Source organism: Halomonas sp. DP8Y7-1 (genome assembly GCF_019801685.1).
In the GTDB taxonomy this organism is placed as follows: domain Bacteria; phylum Pseudomonadota; class Gammaproteobacteria; order Pseudomonadales; family Halomonadaceae; genus Halomonas; species Halomonas litopenaei_A.
In genome coordinates, this window is the sequence record NZ_JAHVIN010000014.1 from 36,727 (window position 1) to 56,660 (window position 19,934).

Below are 19,934 nucleotides of genomic sequence, written 5' to 3' on the forward strand. Positions count from 1 at the left end.
CACACGCATGGATATCACCGATTTCTACGACACCTTCTTCGAGGAAGCCGAAGAACTGTTGGCAGACATGGAGCGCCATCTGCTGGAGCTTGACCCGGCGGCGCCGGACACCGAGCAGCTCAACGCCATCTTTCGTGCCGCCCACTCCATCAAGGGCGGCGCCGGCACGTTCGGCTTCGACGTGTTGCAACGCACCACACACCTGTTCGAGAACCTGCTCGACCATACCCGCCGGGGGGAGCTGCGCCTGCGCCCCGACATCGTCGATATCTTTCTGGAAACCAAGGACATGCTCAACGACCAGCTGGACGCCTATCGCAACGAACAGGCGCCGGATCAAGAGGCCTACGAGCGCATCTGCCAGACCCTGAAGACGCTGGCCCTGGAAGAGATCGGCCAGTCTCTGGATGGCGGCCATGAGGCAGCACCAGCGCCAACGCCCGTCACGCCACCAGAGCCTGAGGCCGCCCCGGCCGAGGACGCGCCCACCCTCCCGAGCGCAGGAGACCAACTGCTAGTCGCGCTGATCGGCGTCGGCGACAAGGACCGGGAACTGCTGGTGGAAGAGCTGGCCCAGCTGGGCGAGGTGGTGGAACAGCGCGGCGATGCCGAGCGCTACGAAGTGGTGCTGTCCACCAGCGTCAGCGCCGAAGATATCGAGGCGGTGATGTGCTTTATCGCCGAACCAGAGCAGGTAGCGATAAGCACCGCAGCCTCATCCAACGCGGCCGCTGACGTGCACGCGCAGGCAACAGGCAGCGAGCCGGAGACTTCTTCACAGGGCGCTTCTTCACAGGGCTCTGCTTCCACCGACTCTCCGTCCACATCGCAGCCTGACTCGACGCCCCCTGCTTCGACGCCCCCTGCCTCTACGCCTCCTGCCAAGGCGGCGGCTGGTGCCGAGCGCAAGACCAGCGCTAAACCGGCCAAGGAAAACAGCTCCATCAGGGTGTCGGTGGACAAGGTCGACCAGATCATCAACCTGGTCGGTGAGCTGATCATCACCCAATCCATGCTCGATCAGACGGTCAGCGAGCTGGACGGCGCCGCCGATCCGCGCCTGCTCAACGGGATGAACCTGCTGCAGCGCAATGCCCGGGACCTGCAGGAAGCCGTGATGTCGGTGCGCATGGTGCCCATGGACTATGTCTTCAGCCGCTACCCCAGACTGGTTCGGGACCTGGCCGGCAAGCTCGACAAGGAAGTGGAGCTGACCACCGAAGGCGAGTCCACTGAGCTCGACAAGAGCCTGACCGAACGCATCATCGACCCCCTGACGCACCTGGTTCGCAACAGCCTGGATCACGGTATCGAGTCTCCCCAGACCCGCCTGGCCGCCGGCAAGCCCGCCACCGGACGCCTGACCCTGTCGGCCCAGCACCAGGGCGGCAACATTCTGATCGAGGTGATCGACGACGGTGCCGGACTCGACCGTGAACGCATCCTGGCCAAGGCCAGAGACAGCGGCCTCAGCGTGTCCGACAGCATGAGCGACGATGAGGTCTGGCAGCTGATCTTCGCACCGGGCTTCTCGACCGCCGCCCAGGTCAGCGACGTGTCTGGCCGCGGGGTCGGCATGGACGTGGTCAAACGCAACATCCAGGCCATGGGCGGTCACGTGGAAATTCTGTCGCGCCAGGGCCAGGGCACCACCACCCGCATCGTGCTGCCGCTGACCCTGGCCATCCTCGACGGCATGTCGATCAGGGTCGGCGACGAAACCTTCATCCTGCCCCTGTCGGCGGTGCTGGAGTCGCTGCAGCCGTCCAGGGAGCACCTCTATTCCATGGCCGGCGATGACCAGGTGCTGCAGGTTCGCGACGAATACCTGCCGGTGGTGGCGGTACACGAAGCGCTGGATGTCGCCAATGCCCGAACCGAGATCACCGAGACCATCGCGGTCATCGTCCAGGGCGAGGGCCGCCGCTATGCCCTGCTGGTGGACGACCTGATCGGCCAGCAGCAGGTCGTGGTGAAGAATCTCGAGACCAACTACCGGCGAGTCCCCGGTGTCTCTGCCGCCACCATCCTCGGTGATGGCAGCGTGGCGCTGATCCTCGATATCGCCGATCTGCACCGGCTGCATCGGGAGAAGCGCCAGCGCAAGCCCCGCGACCTCGCTAGCCAGACCGCCTCTCACTCCCTGACGGAGGACCTTTCAGCATGAACCAGCACACCGATCTGGCGGCACAGGCCGCCACCGACCTGAGCCATCGTGAATTTCTGGTGTTTTCCCTCGGTGACGAGGAATACGCCATCGACATCCTCAAGGTTCAGGAGATTCGTGGCTACGAGAACGTCACCCGCATCGCCAACGCACCGGCCTTCATCAAGGGTGTCACCAACCTGCGTGGCGTGATCGTTCCGATTGTCGACCTGCGCATCAAGTTCCACCTGGAACGCGTGGAGTACGGCGGCCAGACCGTGGTCATCGTGGTCAACGTGGGCACACGGGTGGTCGGCATCGTGGTCGATGCGGTCTCCGACGTCATGACCCTGGCGCCGGACCAGATCAAGCCAGCGCCGGAATTCGGCGTGACCCTGTCGTCGGACTACCTGAGCGGTCTGGGCAGCCTCGATGACCGCATGCTGGTGCTGGTGGACATCGACAAGCTGCTGACCAGCGATGAAATGGCCCTGGTCGAGCACGCCGGCGCCAGCGCCTGAACACGCCCCTGACGACACCCTGACGACTCCAACGCCCCACGGCTGACAAGAAAAGACGCCCCAATAGGAATGGCACGTGAAGCGACTCAACGACATGACGGTAAGACTGAGCTGGACCCTGGTACTCGGCACCTTCGCGCTGCTGGTACTGGTGCTCAGCGGCCTTGGCCTGTACATCACCTCGCTTAGTGAGAATTCGATCCAGCGACTCAATGAAGTCAATGTCGATCAGCAGTCGACGCTCAATCGGGTCAATTCCCAGCAGCTTTTCGTACAGGTGGAGCTGCGCGACATCCAAGCCGGACTGCTCGACGCCGTCTGGCCTGAGGAGCGGGAACCCCTGACCGCCGCCGCCGCCGCGCTGGACGCCCAGCTGGTCCAGCTCAAGCAGGTCTTTGACGAGTTCATGGCCTTGCCGGCACGGCCCGAACAGGCGGAGCGAATCGCTGCTGTCGAAGCCAGCTTTCATGCTCTGGTCGATGACAGTCTGGCCCCGCAGCAGGCCGCGCTGGCAGCGGGCAATACCGATGCCTTCACCCAGGGTCGCGAGAACCTGATCGGCCTGAGCACAGCCTTCTATACCGCGGCGGTCGACTTCTTCGTCACGGCCGAGCACAACGGTCATGCCCTGTACGACACCTTTCTCGAGCGCATGAGCCTGCTGCAATGGGCCATCATTGCGGTACTGGTGATCGCTGCCCTGACCATCGCTGGCGTGCTGTGGGGAGTGACCATCAACGTCATTCGCCCGCTGGGCAGACTGGTTGGCTACTTCGAAGCCGTGGAGGGAGGACGCCTCGACCAGCAGATTCCTCAGCGCGGCAACAACGAGATCGGCCGTCTTTACGCCTCCCTGGCCAAGATGCAGGCCGGACTCGCCAGCACCGTCGGTGCCGTGCGTGACAGCGGCGACCTGATCTACCGTGGCGCCCAGCATATCGCCAGCGGCAACAACGACCTGTCCGCGCGCACCGAGCAGCAGGCGGCAGCCCTGGAAGAAACCGCCTCGAGCATGGAAGAGCTGTCCTCCACGGTCAGCCAGAACGCCGACAACGCACGCCAGGCCAGCCAGCTGGCCAATGAGGCCAGCAGTGCCGCTGGCCGTGGCGGCGACGTGATGGAATCGGTGGTCACCACCATGCATGACATCCGCTCTGGCTCCCACCGGGTAGCGGACATCGTCGGCACCATCGATGCCATCGCCTTCCAGACCAACATCCTGGCGCTGAATGCGTCGGTGGAAGCCGCCCGTGCCGGTGAACATGGCCGCGGCTTCGCCGTGGTCGCCGAGGAAGTGCGCAAGCTGGCCAGCCGCTCCTCCGAGGCGGCCCGCGAAATTCGCGAGCTGATCGACGCCTCCTTGAGCCAGGTCGGCTCCGGCTCCGAGCTGGTCGATGAAGCCGGCGGGGTCATGCGCGAGCTGGTGAAGGCGGTGACGCGGGTCAGCGACATCATGGACGAAATCGCCTCTGCCACCACCGAACAGAGCCACGGCATCGGCCAGGTCAACGACGCCATCACCCAGATGGAACAGGTCACTCAGCAGAACGCCCAGCTGGTGCAGCAGGCAGCATCGGCCTCCAATCAGCTTGAGGCCGAGGCCAGCCGCCTGACCGCCACCATGAGCCGCTTCCAGCTTGTCGAAAGCGGTGAGCGCCAGCGCCAGGACGACCTGACCCGCTGGATGCCGGCGCTGCGCTCGAGTCAGCGCGATGCCGACGCCAGCCGTCACGCGCAACAGCGCAACGAACACGCCAGCAGTACCACCAGCCGCGCAGACGGCAATGCGAGTGAAGAGGAGTGGGAGTCGTTCTGACGCCCTGACCAGAACCGCGCTGGCGTGCCCCTAAACACCCAGCGCGGAGCCCAAAAAGAAACACATAAGAACACCGCCACGCAGGGGGCATGATGCGCAACAATCAACCCACGACACAACGAGAGTTCGTCCTCGACGACGAGCACTTCCTGATCTCCCGTACCGACCTTCAGGGCCGTATCACCTACGCCAACCCGGCGTTCGTCGAGGTCAGCGGCTTCAGCCGTGACGAGCTGGTCGGCGCCCATCACAACCTGGTGCGCCATCCGGACATGCCGCCAGCGGCCTTTGCCGATCTGTGGAAGACCCTGAAGGCTGGGCGCAACTGGCAAGGCCTGGTCAAGAACCGGCGCAAGAATGGCGACTTCTACTGGGTCAAGGCCAGCGTATCTCCGCTGGAAGAAGGCGGTGAGGTCGTGGGGTACGCCTCTGTCCGTACCAAGGCCTCTGCCGATGAAGTGGCGCTTGCCGAGCGCGCCTATGCGGACTACCACGCGGGCAAGCGTCGCCCTCGCTTCGTCCTGCGCCAGGGTGAGCTGAAGCGACGTGGCCTGCTGGGCGCCCTGGGCCGCCTGAACCTGACCAGCATGAAGGCCCGCCTGATTGGCCTGATCGGCGTCGCCGTCCTGCTGCTGGCCACCAGCGGCGCGGTGGGTCTGTACGCCGAGCGTCAGGCGGAAAGCCACCTGGCCGCCATTCACCAGGATGGTCTGCAGGACGTGGCCCGGCTGCAGCGCATGGATCAGCTGATCACCCAGGGCTACCAGTCGCTGGTCGGCAAGGAACGCATGGCGCTGATGGACAAGCGCGAAGAGCATGCCGCCAACCTGGCGGGCATTCAGGAAAGCCTAACGAAGCTATGGGACGGCTATCACGCCCGTGAGGTCAACCAGACCGCGCTGGCGGACGCCTTCGACACCCAGTTGAACGACTATCTGGAAGAAGGCCTCGGCGCCTCCATCGATATCCTGTCCGGTGATGACAGCTACGAAGTGTTTGTGGCCCTGCCCAATCATATCGGCGGTGTGGAGGCCCAGGGCAAGGCGCTGTCGAATCGCGTTACCAGTCTGATCCAGGACAAGCAGGCGTCCGCCAATGCCCTGGCCATGCAGGCCAACCAGATGCAGCAAAATATGCTGATGGTGCTCGCCGGCGTTCTCGGCGCAGGCCTGTTGCTGTTGGTGCTGATTGGCACCCTGACCCTGCGCGCCATGCTCAAGCCACTGCGCGATGTGCAGCGCTTCAGCCTGCAGATCGCCTCCGGCAATCTCGGTGCCCAGGTCCCGCGTGCCCGCCGCGATGAGTTTGGCCAGGTCGTCTCTGGCCTCGACGTCATGCGCAAGAGCCTCGGCAGCATCGTCGGCGACGTCAATCGCGCCATCGCCCAGGTCACGCCTGCGGTGGGTGAGATCGCGCGTGGCAACGAAGACCTGTCGGCACGTACCGAACAGCAGGCGTCGTCGTTGCAGCAGACCGCCGCCAGCATGGAAGAGATGACCACCACGGTGGCCCATAACAGCGACAACGCCCGTCAGGCCAGCGGCCTGGCCTCTGACAACGCTGAACGGACCCAGGCCACCGGCGAGCTGATGCAGCGCCTGGTCGGCAACATGGGGGAGATCACCGAAGGGTCACGCAAGATGGCCGAGATCATCTCGACCATCGATGCCATCGCCTTCCAGACCAACATCCTGGCACTGAACGCCTCGGTAGAAGCCGCCCGTGCCGGTGAGCAAGGCCGTGGCTTTGCGGTGGTGGCCGGAGAGGTGCGCACCCTGGCCGGGCGCTCCGCCGATGCCGCCAGCGAAATTCGTGCGCTGATCGACGATGCCAACCAGCGCGTGGATGGCGGTGCCGCTCTGGTGCGTCAAGCCGAGGCATCCATGACCGAGGTCATGGAAGCCACCACCCGGGTTAATGACATCATGGCGGAGATAACCGCAGCGTCCAACGAGCAGAGCAACGGCATCGTGCAAATCAATCAGGCCGTCGCCGAAATGGACCAGGTCACCCAGCAGAACGCCGCTCGGGTGCAGACGTCCGCCGCTGCCGCCATGCGCTTGCGGGATCACAGTGAGGCGCTGTCATTCGCTATCCGCGCCTTCCGTCTCAAGGGCGCCGTGCGCGAAGAGGTCAGTGAACAGCCCGACACCACGCGCCGCCCGGCTGCCAACGAGCCAGCGCCCTCCCGCGCAGCTCCTGCGGCCCCATCATCACACCACGAGGAGTGGGAAGCCTTTTGAACGACCCCCTGGCAGCCTCTATCAGCCGTCAACCGAGCGAGGCCATGGCCTCGCTCGAGCGCGACCTGCTGTTGACCGAACGAGACTTTTCTCGCATTCGTCAGCTGATCTACGAGCGGGCCGGTATCGTGCTGGCCGAGCACAAGCGCGAGATGGTCTACAGCCGTCTGGCCAAGCGCCTGCGCCATCACGGCCTGGTACGCTTCAGTGACTACCTGGAGCGGCTCGAACAGCGCCCGGACGCCAGGGAATGGGAAGCCTTCACCAACGCCCTGACCACCAACCTCACGGCCTTCTTCCGTGAGGCCCACCATTTTCCCTTGCTGGCAGAGCACGCTCGTCAGCGCTCCGGCGGCTACCGCGTCTGGAGCGCCGCCGCCTCTACCGGCGAGGAGCCCTACTCCATCGCCATGACCTTGAGCGATGCCCTTGGCGGCAACACCGCCAATCTGGAGGTCATCGCCACCGATATCGATACCGAGGCCCTGGCCCGCGCCCGGGCCGGGGTCTACAGCATCGAGCAGCTGTCGCGGCTTGACCCGGCCCTGCTGAGGCGCCACTTCCTGCGGGGAAAGGGACGTCAGGAGGGTATGGCTCGGGTCCATCCCGAGCTTAGCCGTCGGGTCAGCTTCAACGCCCTCAACCTGCTCTCGCCCAGCTGGGGTCTGGAGGGGCGTTTTGACGCCATCTTCTGTCGTAACGTCATGATTTATTTCGACAAGCCAACCCAAAAGCGCATCCTCGAGCGATTTGCCCCCCTGCTCAAGCCCGACGGTCTGCTGTTCGCCGGACATTCCGAGAACTTTTCCCAGATCACCGCCGCCTTCCGCCTGCGCGGGCAGACGGTCTACCAGTTGCCAGGCGCCCTGACAGACGTCTAAAGATCGGCGCGCGCCTGCCGATAATCCTGGCATGGACCACCCAGAGGAGAGCGGCTTGAGTGCCCCCAAGATCAAGGTGTTGTGCGTCGATGATTCGGCACTGATTCGCAACCTGCTCAAGGAAATCATCCAATCCCAGCCGGATATGGAAGTGGTGGCAGTGGCGCCGGATCCCCTGGTGGCGCGCGATTTGATCAAGCGCCACGACCCGGACGTGCTGACGCTGGACGTGGAAATGCCGCGCATGGACGGGCTCGACTTCCTCGAGCGACTGATGCGGCTGCGACCGATGCCCGTGCTGATGGTGTCGTCACTGACCCAGGCCGGCTCGGACATCACCCTGCGGGCGCTTGAGCTTGGCGCGCTGGATTTTGTGGCCAAGCCGACCCTTGGCATCCGCGACGGCATGCTCGACTACGCCAACGACATTGCCGACAAGATACGCGCTGCTGCGCGCTCTCGGCCGCGTCAGACCAAGCCTCGGGAAGCCCCACCACAGCGCCTTTCGGCACCCATCATCGGCAGCGAAAAGCTGGTCGCCATCGGGGCCTCCACCGGCGGCACCGAAGCCATTCGGCAGGTGCTAGAGCCACTGCCTGCCGCCAGCCCGGCGATCATCATCACCCAGCACATGCCTGGGGGCTTTACCCGCTCCTTCGCAGAACGCCTCGATCGGCTGTGCCAAATCGCCGTCAAGGAAGCCAGCGACGGCGAGCGCCTGTTGCCGGGCCATGCCTATATCGCCCCCGGCGATCATCACCTGGAACTCGCCCGCAGCGGTGCCAACTACATCGCGCGACTTCACGCAGGCCCACCGGTCAACCGTCACCGCCCCTCGGTGGACGTGATGTTCGACTCCGTGGCACGCCTGGCGGGTGCCAATGCCGTCGGCGTGCTGCTGACCGGCATGGGCAAGGACGGTGCGGCGGGCCTGTTGCGCATGCGCGAGGCCGGCGCCAAGACTCTCGCCCAGGACGAAGCCAGCTGTGTGGTGTTCGGCATGCCGCGGGAAGCCATCGCCCTGGGCGGCGCCACGGAAGTGATTGCATTGCCCGACGTCGCGCCGCGCATCCTGGCGCTGGTGGCCGCAGCAGGGCGCGCCCAACGTGTTTGATCATCGCCCTGGGCAGGGCGCCGTCAGCTAGAGGACTCTACCGTGGCAAGACTTCATCATATTCGCCTGCACACCCTGATGGTGGCGATGCTCGCCAGCCTGCTCGTGGCGGCCATTGTCGGCCTCGGGATCGGCATGCTGAGCAGTCACAAGGCCGCCCAGACCCTGTCTCTGCTCAATCGTATCAACGTCGAGCAGCTCAACGCCGTCAGCCGCGGTGACGCGCTGCTCAATGAGGCCCTGCTGGAAGTGGAAGTGGCATCAGGCGGCGTCAATCAGGAACTGGTGTCCGGACTTGGCCATGCCAGGGAACTGGTCGAACGCGCCAGGACCCACTTCGAACGCTTTGCCGCCGTGCCACGCACCGCCCAGGGAGACGCCACGGGGCAGTTGATCGAAGACCGCTATCCCCAGGTCATCGAGGGCGCGATGACACTGATCGACGCGCTGGAAGCCGGCGACATGACGCGCTTCACCGCGGGCAGCCGTCAACTGGCACCGCAGCTTGACGCCCTCAACGACGTGCTCAATGACTTCAGTCACTACGCCGACCGCCGTGGCGATGTCATCAAGGCCGACTTCGAACGCCAGGTGGCCACGGACCGCCTGCTCGAGATCGCTGCCCTGGTGATGATCCTGCTGGCGGTGCTGGGCGCCTACCTGCTGCTGCGAAGCCTGGTGATCAAACCGCTCAAGCGCGCGGTGAGTACCCTGGACGCGATCGCCCACGCCGACCTCTCCCAGCCCATCGAGGTGCGCGGCAACAACGAGATCAGCCAGCTGTTCGCCGCCATGCACCAGATGCAGGCCAAGCTGGGCCAGACCGTCAGCGAGGTTCGCCATGGAGGAACTCGCATGGCCGACGCCAGTCGCGAGATCGCCGCTGGCAATGTCGACCTGTCGGCACGCACCGAACAGCAGGCGGCATCGATCGAACAGACCGCCGCCAGCATGGACGAACTGACCACCACCGTTGCCCAGAATGCCGATAATGCAGGCCAGGCGCGACATCTGGCGAGCCAGGCCTCGACCACCGCCGAGCAGGGCGGAGACGTGGTCGGGCGGGTGGTCGAGACGATGGAGACCATCAGCCAGGATTCCCGTCAGATCAGCGATATCACCGGGATGATCGACGCCATTGCCTTCCAGACCAACATTCTGGCGCTGAATGCCTCGGTGGAAGCCGCCAGGGCCGGCGAGCAGGGCCGTGGCTTCGCGGTCGTCGCCGGCGAGGTGCGCAGCCTGGCCAGCCGCAGCGCCGAGGCAGCAGGACGTATCAAGACGCTGATCGAGACATCCACCCAGCGTATCGACGGGGGCACCCAGCTGGCACGCCAGGCCGGTGACACCATGGCCGAGGTGGTCAACGCCGTGCGCCGGGTCCACGACATTGTCGACGAGATCGCCGTGGCCTCCCGCGAGCAGAGCGAGGGTATCGGCCAGATCGGACAGGCCGTCACCCAACTCGACCAGACCACCCAGCAAAATGCAGCGCTGGTACAGCAGGTATCCCGCGCCGCCGAAGACCTGGCCATCCAGGCCCGCCAGCTGGCCACGACGGTCGCCATCTTCCAGCTGCCCGACGATAGCAACGCCGAGCTTTCCCAGCGTGCCCCGGAACCGGCCGCGGACGCGCCAACGCTTGCTGACGCAAGACCGCGCAACGACGAGTCGGCGCCCCACGCGACACGCACCGCACAACGACACGAAGAAACCGAATGGGAGGCCTTCTAGGCCCCCTCCTCCCCAAGCGAACGATGAGGAACCTGATTCATGGCCGACAAGAACATGCGCATTCTGGTGGTGGACGATTTTCCCACCATGCGACGTATCGTGCGCAGCCTGCTCAAGGAACTGGGCTTCACCAATGTAGAAGAAGCCGAGGACGGACAGGACGGGCTCAACAAGCTGCGTGAAGGCGGCTACGATTTTGTCGTCTCCGACTGGAACATGCCGAACCTGGACGGCCTCGAGATGCTCAAGACCATCCGCGGCGACGACAGTCTGAAGGCACTGCCGGTGTTGATGGTGACCGCCGAGGCCAAGAAGGAAAACATCATTGCCGCGGCCCAGGCTGGCGCCAACGGCTATGTGGTCAAGCCCTTCACCGCCGCCACCCTGGAAGAAAAGCTGAACAAGATCTTCGAAAAGCTCGGCATGTGACGCCAAGGCGTCACCAGGAGACAACGATGACACACCCGCAGATCGCCAGCGCCAACTCCGGTGCACAAGGCGACGACCTGGTCCAGCGCATTGGCCAGCTGACCCGCATGCTGCGTGAAAGCATGCGTGAGCTGGGCCTGGACAAGGAGATCGAAAAGGCCGCAGAGGCCATCCCCGACGCTCGTGATCGTCTCAGCTACGTGGCCAGCATGACGGAGCAGGCCGCAGAACGTTCACTCAACGCCATCGATCGCGCCCAGCCTCTGCAGGATAGCCTGAGCGAGCATGCCCAGGCCCTGGACGAGCGCTGGCAGGCCTGGTTCGACGCTCCCAAGGAGCTGGACGACGCCCGCGACCTGGTCAGCGACACTCGCGCCTATCTGGCGATGGTGCCGGAAAACACCCAGGCCACCCAGAAGGAGCTGCTGGAAATCTTGATGGCACAGGATTTTCAGGACCTCACTGGCCAGGTGATCAAGCGCATGATGGACGTCATCCGTGAGATCGAGGACCAGCTGGTGCAGGTGCTCATCGACAATGTGCCTGATACGGATGCCCGCGACAGCCTGCGGCGGCGCAACGAGGACTCGCTGCTCAACGGCCCGCAGATCAAGCCGGAAAGCAGCGACGTGGTGGCCAGTCAGGACCAGGTCGACGATCTGCTGGACGAGCTTGGCTTCTAAACTCACGCCGTGGTCCATACGCCTGGTGACAGGCCTGCCGTGCGCGTGATCGCCGACGACATCTTTCGGCTGCGGCGCTGAAGCGGCGTCTGACTGTTCTTCCCGGGAATGTCTCTGGGCTTACCTCCATCCGGGGGTAAGCCTGCGTTCTCGTCATCTTTTCGAGCCTTTGATCTGGCTAACAGCGGCGACAATGGGTCATACCAGAATCTGTGCCCATTGACTGCCCATGGCCGATAGCGCGAGCGATCAGGAAAAGACCGAAGAGGCCACCCCCCGACGCCTGGAGAAGGCCAGGGAGGAGGGCCAGGTAGCCCGTTCCCGCGAGCTGGCCACCTTTATGCTGCTGCTGGGTGGCGTGGTCGGGCTGTGGTCGATGGGTGGCATGCTCTACGGTCAGCTAGGTTCGGTCATGGAGCAGGCCTTCCTGTTCGAGCGGCGCGAGGCCATGGAAACCATGCCGATGCTGTCCCAGGCCCTCGACCTGGGTAGCCGCACCCTGATCAGCCTGATTCCCCTGTTCCTGCTGCTGACACTGATCGCGCTGGTGGCGCCGGCGCTGCTGGGAGGCTGGCTGGTGTCGGCCAAGTCGCTCAAGCCGCAGCTGTCCAAGCTCAACCCCGCCAAGGGGCTCAAGCGGATGTTCTCGACCCACGCCCTGGCAGAGCTGGCCAAGGCCATTGCCAAGTCGGTACTGGTCGGCGGCGTCGGCCTGGGCTACGTCTATCTGCATAAGGGCGATGCGCTGGGCCTGATGGAGATGCCGATCGCCGCCGCCCTGGCCGCAGCGATGCGCATGGCGGCCGAAGCCAGCGCCTTGATGGTGCTGACCCTGGTGGTGGTGATCCTGATCGATGTGCCGTATCAGCTCTGGAGCCATGCCAAGAAGCTGCGCATGAGCAAGGAAGAGATCAAGCAGGAACACAAGGAATCCGAGGGCGACCCCCAGGTCAAGGGCCGCATTCGTCAGCAGCAGCAGGCCATGGCCCGCGGACGCATGATGAGCAAGGTGCCCGAGGCCGATGTGGTCGTGACCAACCCCACCCACTTCGCCGTGGCCTTGAGTTACCGCGAGGGCAACATGGGGGCGCCGCGGGTGGTGGCCAAGGGAGCCGACGCGGTGGCCGCACGCATCCGCGACCTGGCCCAGGAGGCTGGGGTGCCGCTGCTGGAGGCGCCGCCACTGGCAAGAACGCTCTACCGCCACGTGGATCTCGATCGCGAGATCCCCATGGCGCTGTATACCGCCGTGGCTGAGGTGCTGGCCTGGGCCTTCGGCCTCAAGCGAGCCGCCAGCGAGGGCGAGGCCCCGCCCCCTGCCCCCACGGCCATCGCCGTTCCCGACGAGCTGGCCGTGGCCGCCGATGCGCCCGAACAGGACGTGACTACCGATGAGAGACAGCCATGACCGCTGACACCAGCACCCGATCCAGGCTTGACGGAGCACGCGGATGAAGTCGTTTTCCCAGTATCTGACGCGCCGCGACTGGATGGCCGAGGTGCCAATGAAGGTGCTGGCCGGGCCGCTGCTGATCATCATGATCCTGTCGATGATGATTCTGCCGCTGCCGCCCTTCGCGCTGGATCTGTTCTTCACCTTCAACATCGCCCTGGCGGTGATGGTGCTGCTGGTCAGCATGTTCACCGAGAAGCCGCTGGACTTCGCTGCCTTCCCGGCGGTGCTGCTGTTCACCACCCTGCTCAGGCTGTCACTCAACGTCGCCTCGACCCGGGTCGTGCTGATGAACGGCCACGAAGGTGGCGACGCTGCGGGCAAGGTGATCGAGGCCTTCGGCCAGTTCCTGGTCGGCGGCAATTTCGCCGTGGGGCTGGTGGTCTTCCTGATCCTGGTGATCATCAATTTCATGGTCATCACCAAGGGCGCGGGGCGTATCGCCGAAGTGGGCGCTCGCTTCATGCTGGATGCCATGCCTGGCAAGCAGATGGCCATCGACGCCGACCTCAACGCCGGCTTGATCGGCGAGGAAGACGCCAAGCGTCGGCGTGCCGAAGTGGCCCAGGAAGCCGACTTCTACGGCTCCATGGATGGTGCCAGCAAGTTCGTGCGCGGCGACGCCATGGCGGGCCTGGTGATCATGGTGGTCAACGTCCTTGGCGGCCTGATGATCGGCCTGATGCAGTACGACATGGCCTTTTCCGACGCCGCTCGCACTTACATCCTACTGACCATTGGCGACGGTCTGGTGGCTCAGATCCCGGCCCTGGTCATCTCCACCGCCGCCGGCGTCACGGTCTCTCGGGTCAACACCGACCAGGACGTGGGCCAGCAGATGATCAGCCAGCTGTTCGTCAATCCCAAGGTGCTGCTGCTGGCCGCTGGGGTGATGGGCCTGCTCGGTCTTGTGCCGGGCATGCCCAACCTGGTCTTCCTGCTGTTCACGGGTCTGCTGGCAGGACTTGCCTGGTGGCTGTCGCGGCAGTCCGAGAAGCGCCTGGTGGAAGAGCAGGAAAGCGCAACGCCGGCACCTCCCACCGAAGCCCCGGAGGCCAGCTGGGATGATGTGCAGCTGGTCGACACCCTGGGTCTTGAGGTGGGACATCGCCTGATTCCCCTGGTCGATGCCCGCCAGCAGGGTGAGCTGCTGGGGCGGATCAAGAGTGTGCGCAAGAAGTTTGCCCAGGAAGTCGGCTTTCTGCCGCCGGTGGTACATATTCGCGACAACCTGGAGCTCGACGCCTCGACCTATCGCGTCACCCTCAAGGGGGCAGAGATCGGCCGCGCCGAAGCCTGGCCAGGCCGCTGGCTGGCCATCGACCCCGGTCAGGTATCCGGCGAACTGGAAGGCACGCCGACCCAGGACCCCGCCTTTGGCCTGCCTGCCATCTGGATCGGTGCCAGCCAGCGTGAGCGCGCTCAGGTCTATGGCTACACCGTGGTAGACGCCAGCACCGTAGTGGCCACCCACCTTAATCACCTGCTGCATCGTCATGCGTCCGAGATGCTGGGTCGCCAGGAAGTACAGAAACTGCTCGACAAGCTGGGCAGTGAACAGAAGTCCCTGGTGGAAGAGGTGGTTCCCAAGGCGCTATCACTGACCGCGTTCACCCGGGTATTGCAGCAGCTGCTGGACGAGGATGTGTCGATCCGCGACCTGCGCACGATTCTCGACACCCTGGCAGAACACGCACCTCATCAGCAGGACCCCACCGAGCTGACGGCGCTGGTGAGGATTGCCCTGGGCCGGGCCATCACCGAGCAGTGGTTTGCCGGCCAGGCGTCCCTCAACGTCATCGGCCTCGAACCTCAGCTGGAGCAGGTATTGAATCAGGCGATGAACGGCAACGGTGCGCTCGAACCGGGGCTGGCCCAGACCCTGATGGACCAGACCGAAGCCGCCCTGGCTCGTCACGAAGCGACCGGCGAGCCGCCGGTCCTGGTGGTATCGCCGAACATGCGTCCAGTGCTGGCGCGCTTCCTGCGTCGGCGCCTGCGTCACCTGGTGGTGATGTCCCAGGCCGAAATTCCAGACGACAGGCTACTGCGCGTCACTCATCAAGTGGGGGGCATGTGAACCGCTTCCTGCGACGCACCGTTAGCGCTGCCGCTGTGGCCATCGCGGTCGTGCTGGCAAGTGCCACCGCCGTGGCCTTTCCGGGCGCCTGGACCGCCAGCGCTCCGCGCCTGTCCGTCGCCTCCAGCCAACTGGAGCGTGACTCAGCGGCGCTGGTACCGCCCGCCGGACACGCCGATGGTGTCGTCGAGCGAGTGGTCTGGCGCTATCGTCAGGCCCCTGGCGCAGGCCTGTTGGCACGCCTGTGCCACGGCCATCGCTGCGTACGCCTGAACGCCGCGCGTGGCAGCACCGAGGCCTTTGCCGGGCTCGCCGCCGCCGGCCCCTTCGTCTTTCGTTTTCGTCTGGCGGAGGGTGCGCCACCGCAGACGGTCGAGGGCATGACCGTGATCGTCAATCACCGTTGACGCTGTCGCCGAGGACAATGCCATGTACACCGCTCAAGGCAGAATGGAGCACCAATCCCAGCTTGAGGCCTACCTTCCCATGGTGCGCCGACAGGCTCTGGCGCTGCAGGTCAAACTCCCCGCCGGGGTGGACCTGGACGACCTGATTCAGGCTGGCATCGTCGGTCTGCTGGAAGCCCTGGGGCGCTTTGACGCCAGCCAGGGCGCCCAGTTCTCGACCTTTGCCAGCCAGCGCGTACGCGGCGCCATGCTGGACGAACTGCGCAGTCGCGACTGGCTGCCGCGCAGCGTACGGCGCCAGGCGAGGGCCCTGGATCAAGCCACCCGGGAGCTGCAGCAACGCCTGGGCCGCGCCCCCGAAGAGCATGAGATAGCGGCCGCCCTTGACATGGACCTGGTCAGCTATCGGCGCTTGCTCGGCGACGTCAACAACGGCCAGCTGATGCCCTTCGAGGAACTGCTGGCCGAAGGCAACGAGCACCGTTTCAGCGACCAGATTGCTGCGGCGCCACTGGCAGACCTGTTGGACGGAGAGCGCCGCGAGGCCCTGATCGAAGCGATTGCTGCCCTGCCAGAGCGCGAGCAGCTGTTGATGGGGCTCTACTATCAGGAAGAGCTCAACCTGAAGGAGATCGGCGCCGTGCTGGGGGTCAGCGAATCGCGGGTGTGTCAGCTTCACAGCCAGGCCGTCAGCCGTCTACGGGGCTATCTCGCCGACTACTGAGGCGCTGGTGCAAGGCCCTCTGAGGCCACCCTGTGGGCAAGAGTGTCCCGCTTTCACTCGCGCTCAAACATAGCCAGCTCTTATCAGGATCATCAGGCCATTCAATTTATCCTATCGTCCGAATCTGCGTAAGGTATGCCCTGTCTTCAGACAACACACCCATCGCTCAAAGGAGACGGGAATGTCCCTGATCAACACCGAAGTCAAGCCGTTCAAGGCCACCGCTTACCACAATGGCGAGTTTGTCGACGTCACCAGCGACAACCTGAAGGGCCAGTGGAGCGTCGTCTTCTTCTATCCGGCCGACTTCACCTTCGTCTGCCCGACCGAGCTTGGCGATCTGGCGGACAACTACGAAGAGTTCAAGAAGCTGGGCGTGGAAATCTACAGCGTTTCCACCGACACCCACTTCACCCACAAGGCGTGGCATGACAGCTCCGAGACTATCGGCAAGCTGCAGTTCCCGATGATTGCCGACCCGACTCTGACCATTTCGCGCAACTTTGAAGTGCTGATCGAAGAAGACGGTCTGGCCGAGCGTGGCACCTTCGTCATCGATCCGGAAGGCAAGATCCAGATCGTCGAGATCAACGCTGGCAACATCGGCCGTAATGCCGAAGAGCTGCTGCGCAAGGTCAAGGCTGCTCAGTACGTCGCCGCTCACCCGAACGAAGTGTGCCCGGCGAAGTGGAAGGAAGGCGAAGAGACTCTCGCTCCGTCTCTGGACCTGGTCGGCAAGATCTAAACCTCGCCGATATGCAGTACGGCGCCTCCTGCGAGGCGCCTGTCATCCCGCAGGGATGATCACCCTTTTCCCCACCGGGCTCCTCGTCCCGGTCATCCTACCAGTCGCGCAAGCGAGATCGGGTCCCTGCGGGTTTGGAGGGGTTCGGTGGGGATTCTGCGGCCTGCTCAACGCCCACGCAGCTTGCGCTCGAGCGCGTGACCGGGTGAAGCCACGTCCGCCGCAGAGTTTTACTTTCCCATAGATACCAGGATTGCCGCTGTCATGTTGGACGACTCTCTCAAGCAACAGCTGAAAGCCTATCTCGAACGCGTCACTCGCCCCTTCGAGCTTGTCGCCACTCTGGATGACGGCGACAAGTCCAAGGAACTCCACGGTCTGCTGAGCGATATTGCCGCACTCAGTGACCATATCAGCCTGTCCACCGACGGCCAGGACCAGCGCGCGCCCTCCTTTGCCCTGCATCGCGACGGAGCCCCTACCGGGGTGGTGTTTGCCGGTATCCCGATGGGCCACGAATTCACGTCGCTGGTGCTGGCACTGCTGCAGGTGGGTGGCCATCCGCCCAAGGCCAGCGAAGAAGTGATCGAACAGATCACGTCCCTCGATGCGGACATGCACTTCGAGACCTACTTCTCGCTGTCGTGCCAGAACTGCCCGGACGTGGTCCAGGCGCTGAACCTGATGGCTATCCTGAATCCGCGCATCTCCCACGATGCCATCGACGGCGCGCTGTTCCAGGACGAAGTGGCATCTCGCGAGATCATGTCGGTGCCCAGTGTCTATCTGAACGGGGAGCCCTTCGACCAGGGCCGCATGACACTCGAACAGATTCTGGCCAAGGTCGACACCGGCGCGGAACAACGCGAAGCCGAGAAGCTGTCCGCCAAGCAGGCCTTCGATGTGCTGACCATCGGTGGTGGCCCCTCCGGTGCCGCCGCCTCGATCTACGCGGCGCGCAAGGGCATTCGCACTGGTGTGGCGGCAGACCGCTTTGGTGGTCAGGTACTCGACACCATGGCCATCGAGAACTTCATCTCGGTGCAGGAGACCGAGGGTCCCAAGCTCGCCACGGCGCTGGAAGAACACGTCAAGCAGTACGATGTGGATATCATGAATCTGCAGCGGGCGGTGGAACTGGTACCGGCCAGCACCCCGGGCGGCGAGCATGAGGTCCGCTTTGCCTCCGGTGCCAGCCTGCGCTCCAAGACCCTGATCCTGGCCACCGGTGCCCGCTGGCGCGAAATGAACGTGCCCGGCGAGTCCGAGTACCGCAATCGCGGCGTCGCCTATTGCCCCCATTGCGATGGCCCCCTGTACAAGGGCAAGCGGGTTGCGGTCATCGGCGGTGGCAACTCCGGCGTCGAGGCTGCCATCGACCTCGCGGGCATCGTCTCCCACGTGACCTTGTTCGAGTTCATGGACGAGCTGCGTGCCGATGCCGTGCTGCAGAAGAAACTGCGCAGCCTGCCCAATGTCGAGATCATTTCCGGGGCTCGCACCACCGAGATCAACGGCGACGGCAATCGCGTCACCAGCCTCAGCTACGAAGAGCGCTCCAGCGGCGAACTCAAGACGGTCGAGCTGGAAGGTGTCTTCGTGCAGATCGGCCTGGTACCCAACACCGAGTGGCTGAAGGATTCTCCGATCGAACTGTCTGAGCGCGGCGAGATCGTCACCGACGCCCACGCCATGACCTCAGTGCCGGGCATCTTTGCTGCTGGCGACGTCACTACCGTGCCGTACAAGCAGATCGTCATTGCCGTCGGTGAAGGCGCCACCGCTGCTCTCGGTGCCTTTGACTACCTGATCCGGCAGTAGCAAGCACTGAATACATGAGCCCAGCGGTGCCTGGCGCCCGCCGTGCAGCGACTCGACCACGCAGGCATCTATGCAGTGTTCGAGTAAGGAAATCGCCGGCATCGAGACGTAACGACGTTCCCTGACGACATCGCAAGGCCCCCTTGCCCCTGCGATGTCCACGACCTGGAAGGTCGTGACTAGCCTGCCGCCCTCCGGGGCGGTTTTTTTATGACTCTACCAGTACGCCGTAGCACTCGGGGCGGCGATGCAAACGAAAATTGAAGATGTGTTCGCGAATCTCCCGGGTACGCTCGAGGTCACAGTCATGCACGATCAGCTCGTCTTCCAGGGTGCTGGCCATGGCAACGATCTCGCCGGTAGGAGCGATGATGCAGCTCTGCCCCAACAGGTCGCAGCCCTCCTCACGTCCCGCCTTGGCGACCGCGACCACCCACATGCCATTCTGGTAAGCCCCCGCCTGCATGCACAGGTGGTTGTGAAACCCCTGCAAATGATCATGCTGCGGCACCGGCGGATAGTGCACCGGCGTGTTGTAGCCCAGCATCAATAGCTCAACCCCTTTCAGGGCGCTGACACGATAGGTCTCGGGCCAACGGCGATCATTGCACAGCGCCATCCCCATCTTGCCTCCAAACGCCTCCCAGCAGCCGAACCCTTCCTCTCCTGGGGCGAAGTAGCGCTTTTCCAGGTGCTGAAAGGGCCGCCAGGGCTCATGCTCGGCATGCCCAGGCAGGTGCACCTTGCGATACTTGCCGACCAGCGAGCCGTGCTCGTTTACCAGAATGGCCGTGTTGTAGCGGCGCACCTGGCTGCCCTCACGGACGCGTTCGGCGTAGCCCAGATAGAAGCCGATGCCCAGTCGTTTCGCGGCGGCGAACAACGGATCCGTCGCCGGGCCTGGCATACCCCCCTCGTAAAAGCGGTCGAGCTCTTGTTCGTCTTCGATAAACCAGCGAGGAAAGAACGTCGTCAGCGCCAGTTCCGGAAACACCAGCAGGGTCACACCCCGTTGATGGGCTCGCTCCATCAGGGCGAGCATGCGTTCGACCACGTGCTCCCGGGACTCGTCGCGTGCAATCGGACCCAGCTGGGCGGCACCTACTACAATATGTCGGCTCATGAGCTCTCTCTGCT

At 64.2% G+C, this 19,934-nt stretch carries 16 protein-coding genes; 15 read left to right on the plus strand and 1 reads right to left on the minus strand.

Translation table 11 applies throughout. The features are described 5' to 3' along the window. Nucleotides 1–7: 7 nt before the first annotated feature. The 15 genes from cheA (at nucleotide 8) to ahpF (ending at nucleotide 18,797) form a co-directional block, all read left to right on the plus strand. A complete protein-coding gene (gene cheA / locus KUV41_RS17060; protein WP_222486860.1) occupies nucleotides 8–2,167 on the plus strand; it encodes a chemotaxis protein CheA in 2,160 nt (719 codons plus the stop codon). Next, nucleotides 2,164–2,667, plus strand: coding sequence for a chemotaxis protein CheW (gene cheW / locus KUV41_RS17065; RefSeq protein ID WP_206941909.1), 504 nt, complete (start codon nucleotides 2,164–2,166; stop codon nucleotides 2,665–2,667). Before cheA ends, cheW begins: the two co-directional genes overlap by 4 nt. Nucleotides 2,668–2,743: 76 nt before the next feature. Further along, nucleotides 2,744–4,483 carry a methyl-accepting chemotaxis protein gene (locus KUV41_RS17070; protein WP_315900605.1) on the plus strand — a complete coding sequence of 580 codons (1,740 nt, stop codon included), beginning with the start codon at nucleotides 2,744–2,746 and terminating at the stop codon, nucleotides 4,481–4,483. Between the two features lie 92 nt (nucleotides 4,484–4,575). Continuing rightward, nucleotides 4,576–6,726: a methyl-accepting chemotaxis protein gene (locus tag KUV41_RS17075; RefSeq protein ID WP_222486861.1), complete on the plus strand. Its 2,151-nt coding sequence runs from the start codon at nucleotides 4,576–4,578 to the stop codon at nucleotides 6,724–6,726. Nucleotides 6,727–6,770: 44 nt separating this feature from the next. Continuing rightward, a complete protein-coding gene (locus tag KUV41_RS17080; protein ID WP_206942557.1) occupies nucleotides 6,771–7,607 on the plus strand; it encodes a CheR family methyltransferase in 837 nt (278 codons plus the stop codon). A 55-nt stretch (nucleotides 7,608–7,662) separates the two neighbouring features. Then, nucleotides 7,663–8,721, plus strand: a complete 1,059-nt coding sequence (locus KUV41_RS17085) for a chemotaxis response regulator protein-glutamate methylesterase (protein WP_224907888.1) — start codon at nucleotides 7,663–7,665, stop codon at nucleotides 8,719–8,721. 42 nt (nucleotides 8,722–8,763) lie between these two features. Further along, nucleotides 8,764–10,455 (plus strand): methyl-accepting chemotaxis protein, encoded by a 1,692-nt coding sequence (locus tag KUV41_RS19685; RefSeq protein ID WP_222486862.1) that lies wholly within the window; start codon nucleotides 8,764–8,766, stop codon nucleotides 10,453–10,455. Between the two features lie 39 nt (nucleotides 10,456–10,494). Further along, a complete protein-coding gene (gene cheY / locus KUV41_RS17095; RefSeq protein ID WP_206941913.1) occupies nucleotides 10,495–10,884 on the plus strand; it encodes a chemotaxis response regulator CheY in 390 nt (129 codons plus the stop codon). Between the two features lie 26 nt (nucleotides 10,885–10,910). Further along, nucleotides 10,911–11,567, plus strand: a complete 657-nt coding sequence (cheZ, locus tag KUV41_RS17100; RefSeq protein ID WP_206941914.1) for a protein phosphatase CheZ — start codon at nucleotides 10,911–10,913, stop codon at nucleotides 11,565–11,567. A 229-nt stretch (nucleotides 11,568–11,796) separates the two neighbouring features. Next, on the plus strand, nucleotides 11,797–12,975 hold the full coding sequence (gene flhB, locus KUV41_RS17105) for a flagellar biosynthesis protein FlhB (RefSeq protein WP_222162332.1): 1,179 nt from the start codon (nucleotides 11,797–11,799) through the stop codon (nucleotides 12,973–12,975). 43 nt (nucleotides 12,976–13,018) lie between these two features. Further along, the gene (gene flhA, locus KUV41_RS17110; protein ID WP_222486863.1) at nucleotides 13,019–15,100 is read left to right on the plus strand and encodes a flagellar biosynthesis protein FlhA; all 2,082 of its coding nucleotides are present in this window, start codon (nucleotides 13,019–13,021) and stop codon (nucleotides 15,098–15,100) included. Beyond that, complete coding sequence (locus KUV41_RS17115) at nucleotides 15,097–15,507, plus strand: flagellar protein FlhE (RefSeq protein ID WP_222486864.1); 411 nt, start codon at nucleotides 15,097–15,099, stop codon at nucleotides 15,505–15,507. The genes flhA and KUV41_RS17115 overlap by 4 nt, the downstream gene beginning before the upstream one ends. 22 nt (nucleotides 15,508–15,529) lie before the next feature. Further along, nucleotides 15,530–16,231, plus strand: coding sequence for an RNA polymerase sigma factor FliA (locus KUV41_RS17120; protein ID WP_222162331.1), 702 nt, complete (start codon nucleotides 15,530–15,532; stop codon nucleotides 16,229–16,231). A gap of 181 nt (nucleotides 16,232–16,412) precedes the next feature. Next, nucleotides 16,413–16,976, plus strand: coding sequence for an alkyl hydroperoxide reductase subunit C (gene ahpC, locus KUV41_RS17125; protein WP_206941923.1), 564 nt, complete (start codon nucleotides 16,413–16,415; stop codon nucleotides 16,974–16,976). Nucleotides 16,977–17,240: 264 nt separating this feature from the next. Next, a complete protein-coding gene (gene ahpF / locus KUV41_RS17130) occupies nucleotides 17,241–18,797 on the plus strand; it encodes an alkyl hydroperoxide reductase subunit F (RefSeq protein WP_222486865.1) in 1,557 nt (518 codons plus the stop codon). A gap of 208 nt (nucleotides 18,798–19,005) precedes the next feature. On the opposite strand, the gene KUV41_RS17135 is transcribed toward ahpF, so the two are convergent. Further along, nucleotides 19,006–19,920, minus strand: coding sequence for an N-carbamoyl-D-amino-acid hydrolase (locus KUV41_RS17135; RefSeq protein ID WP_222486866.1), 915 nt, complete (start codon nucleotides 19,918–19,920; stop codon nucleotides 19,006–19,008). Nucleotides 19,921–19,934: the final 14 nt, after the last annotated feature.

What these genes read in the sequence shown, in the direction of transcription:
- cheA (WP_222486860.1), top strand. Translation starts at nt 8, where the DNA reads ATGGATATCACCGATTTCTACGACACCTTCTTCGAGGAAGCCGAAGAA.
- cheW (WP_206941909.1), top strand. Translation starts at nt 2,164, where the DNA reads ATGAACCAGCACACCGATCTGGCGGCACAGGCCGCCACCGACCTGAGC.
- KUV41_RS17075 (WP_222486861.1), top strand. Translation starts at nt 4,576, where the DNA reads ATGCGCAACAATCAACCCACGACACAACGAGAGTTCGTCCTCGACGAC.
- KUV41_RS17080 (WP_206942557.1), top strand. Translation starts at nt 6,771, where the DNA reads ATGGCCTCGCTCGAGCGCGACCTGCTGTTGACCGAACGAGACTTTTCT.
- cheY (WP_206941913.1), top strand. Translation starts at nt 10,495, where the DNA reads ATGGCCGACAAGAACATGCGCATTCTGGTGGTGGACGATTTTCCCACC.
- cheZ (WP_206941914.1), top strand. Translation starts at nt 10,911, where the DNA reads ATGACACACCCGCAGATCGCCAGCGCCAACTCCGGTGCACAAGGCGAC.
- flhB (WP_222162332.1), top strand. Translation starts at nt 11,797, where the DNA reads ATGGCCGATAGCGCGAGCGATCAGGAAAAGACCGAAGAGGCCACCCCC.
- flhA (WP_222486863.1), top strand. Translation starts at nt 13,019, where the DNA reads ATGAAGTCGTTTTCCCAGTATCTGACGCGCCGCGACTGGATGGCCGAG.
- KUV41_RS17120 (WP_222162331.1), top strand. Translation starts at nt 15,530, where the DNA reads ATGTACACCGCTCAAGGCAGAATGGAGCACCAATCCCAGCTTGAGGCC.
- ahpC (WP_206941923.1), top strand. Translation starts at nt 16,413, where the DNA reads ATGTCCCTGATCAACACCGAAGTCAAGCCGTTCAAGGCCACCGCTTAC.
- ahpF (WP_222486865.1), top strand. Translation starts at nt 17,241, where the DNA reads ATGTTGGACGACTCTCTCAAGCAACAGCTGAAAGCCTATCTCGAACGC.
- KUV41_RS17135 (WP_222486866.1), bottom strand. Translation starts at nt 19,920, where the DNA reads ATGAGCCGACATATTGTAGTAGGTGCCGCCCAGCTGGGTCCGATTGCA.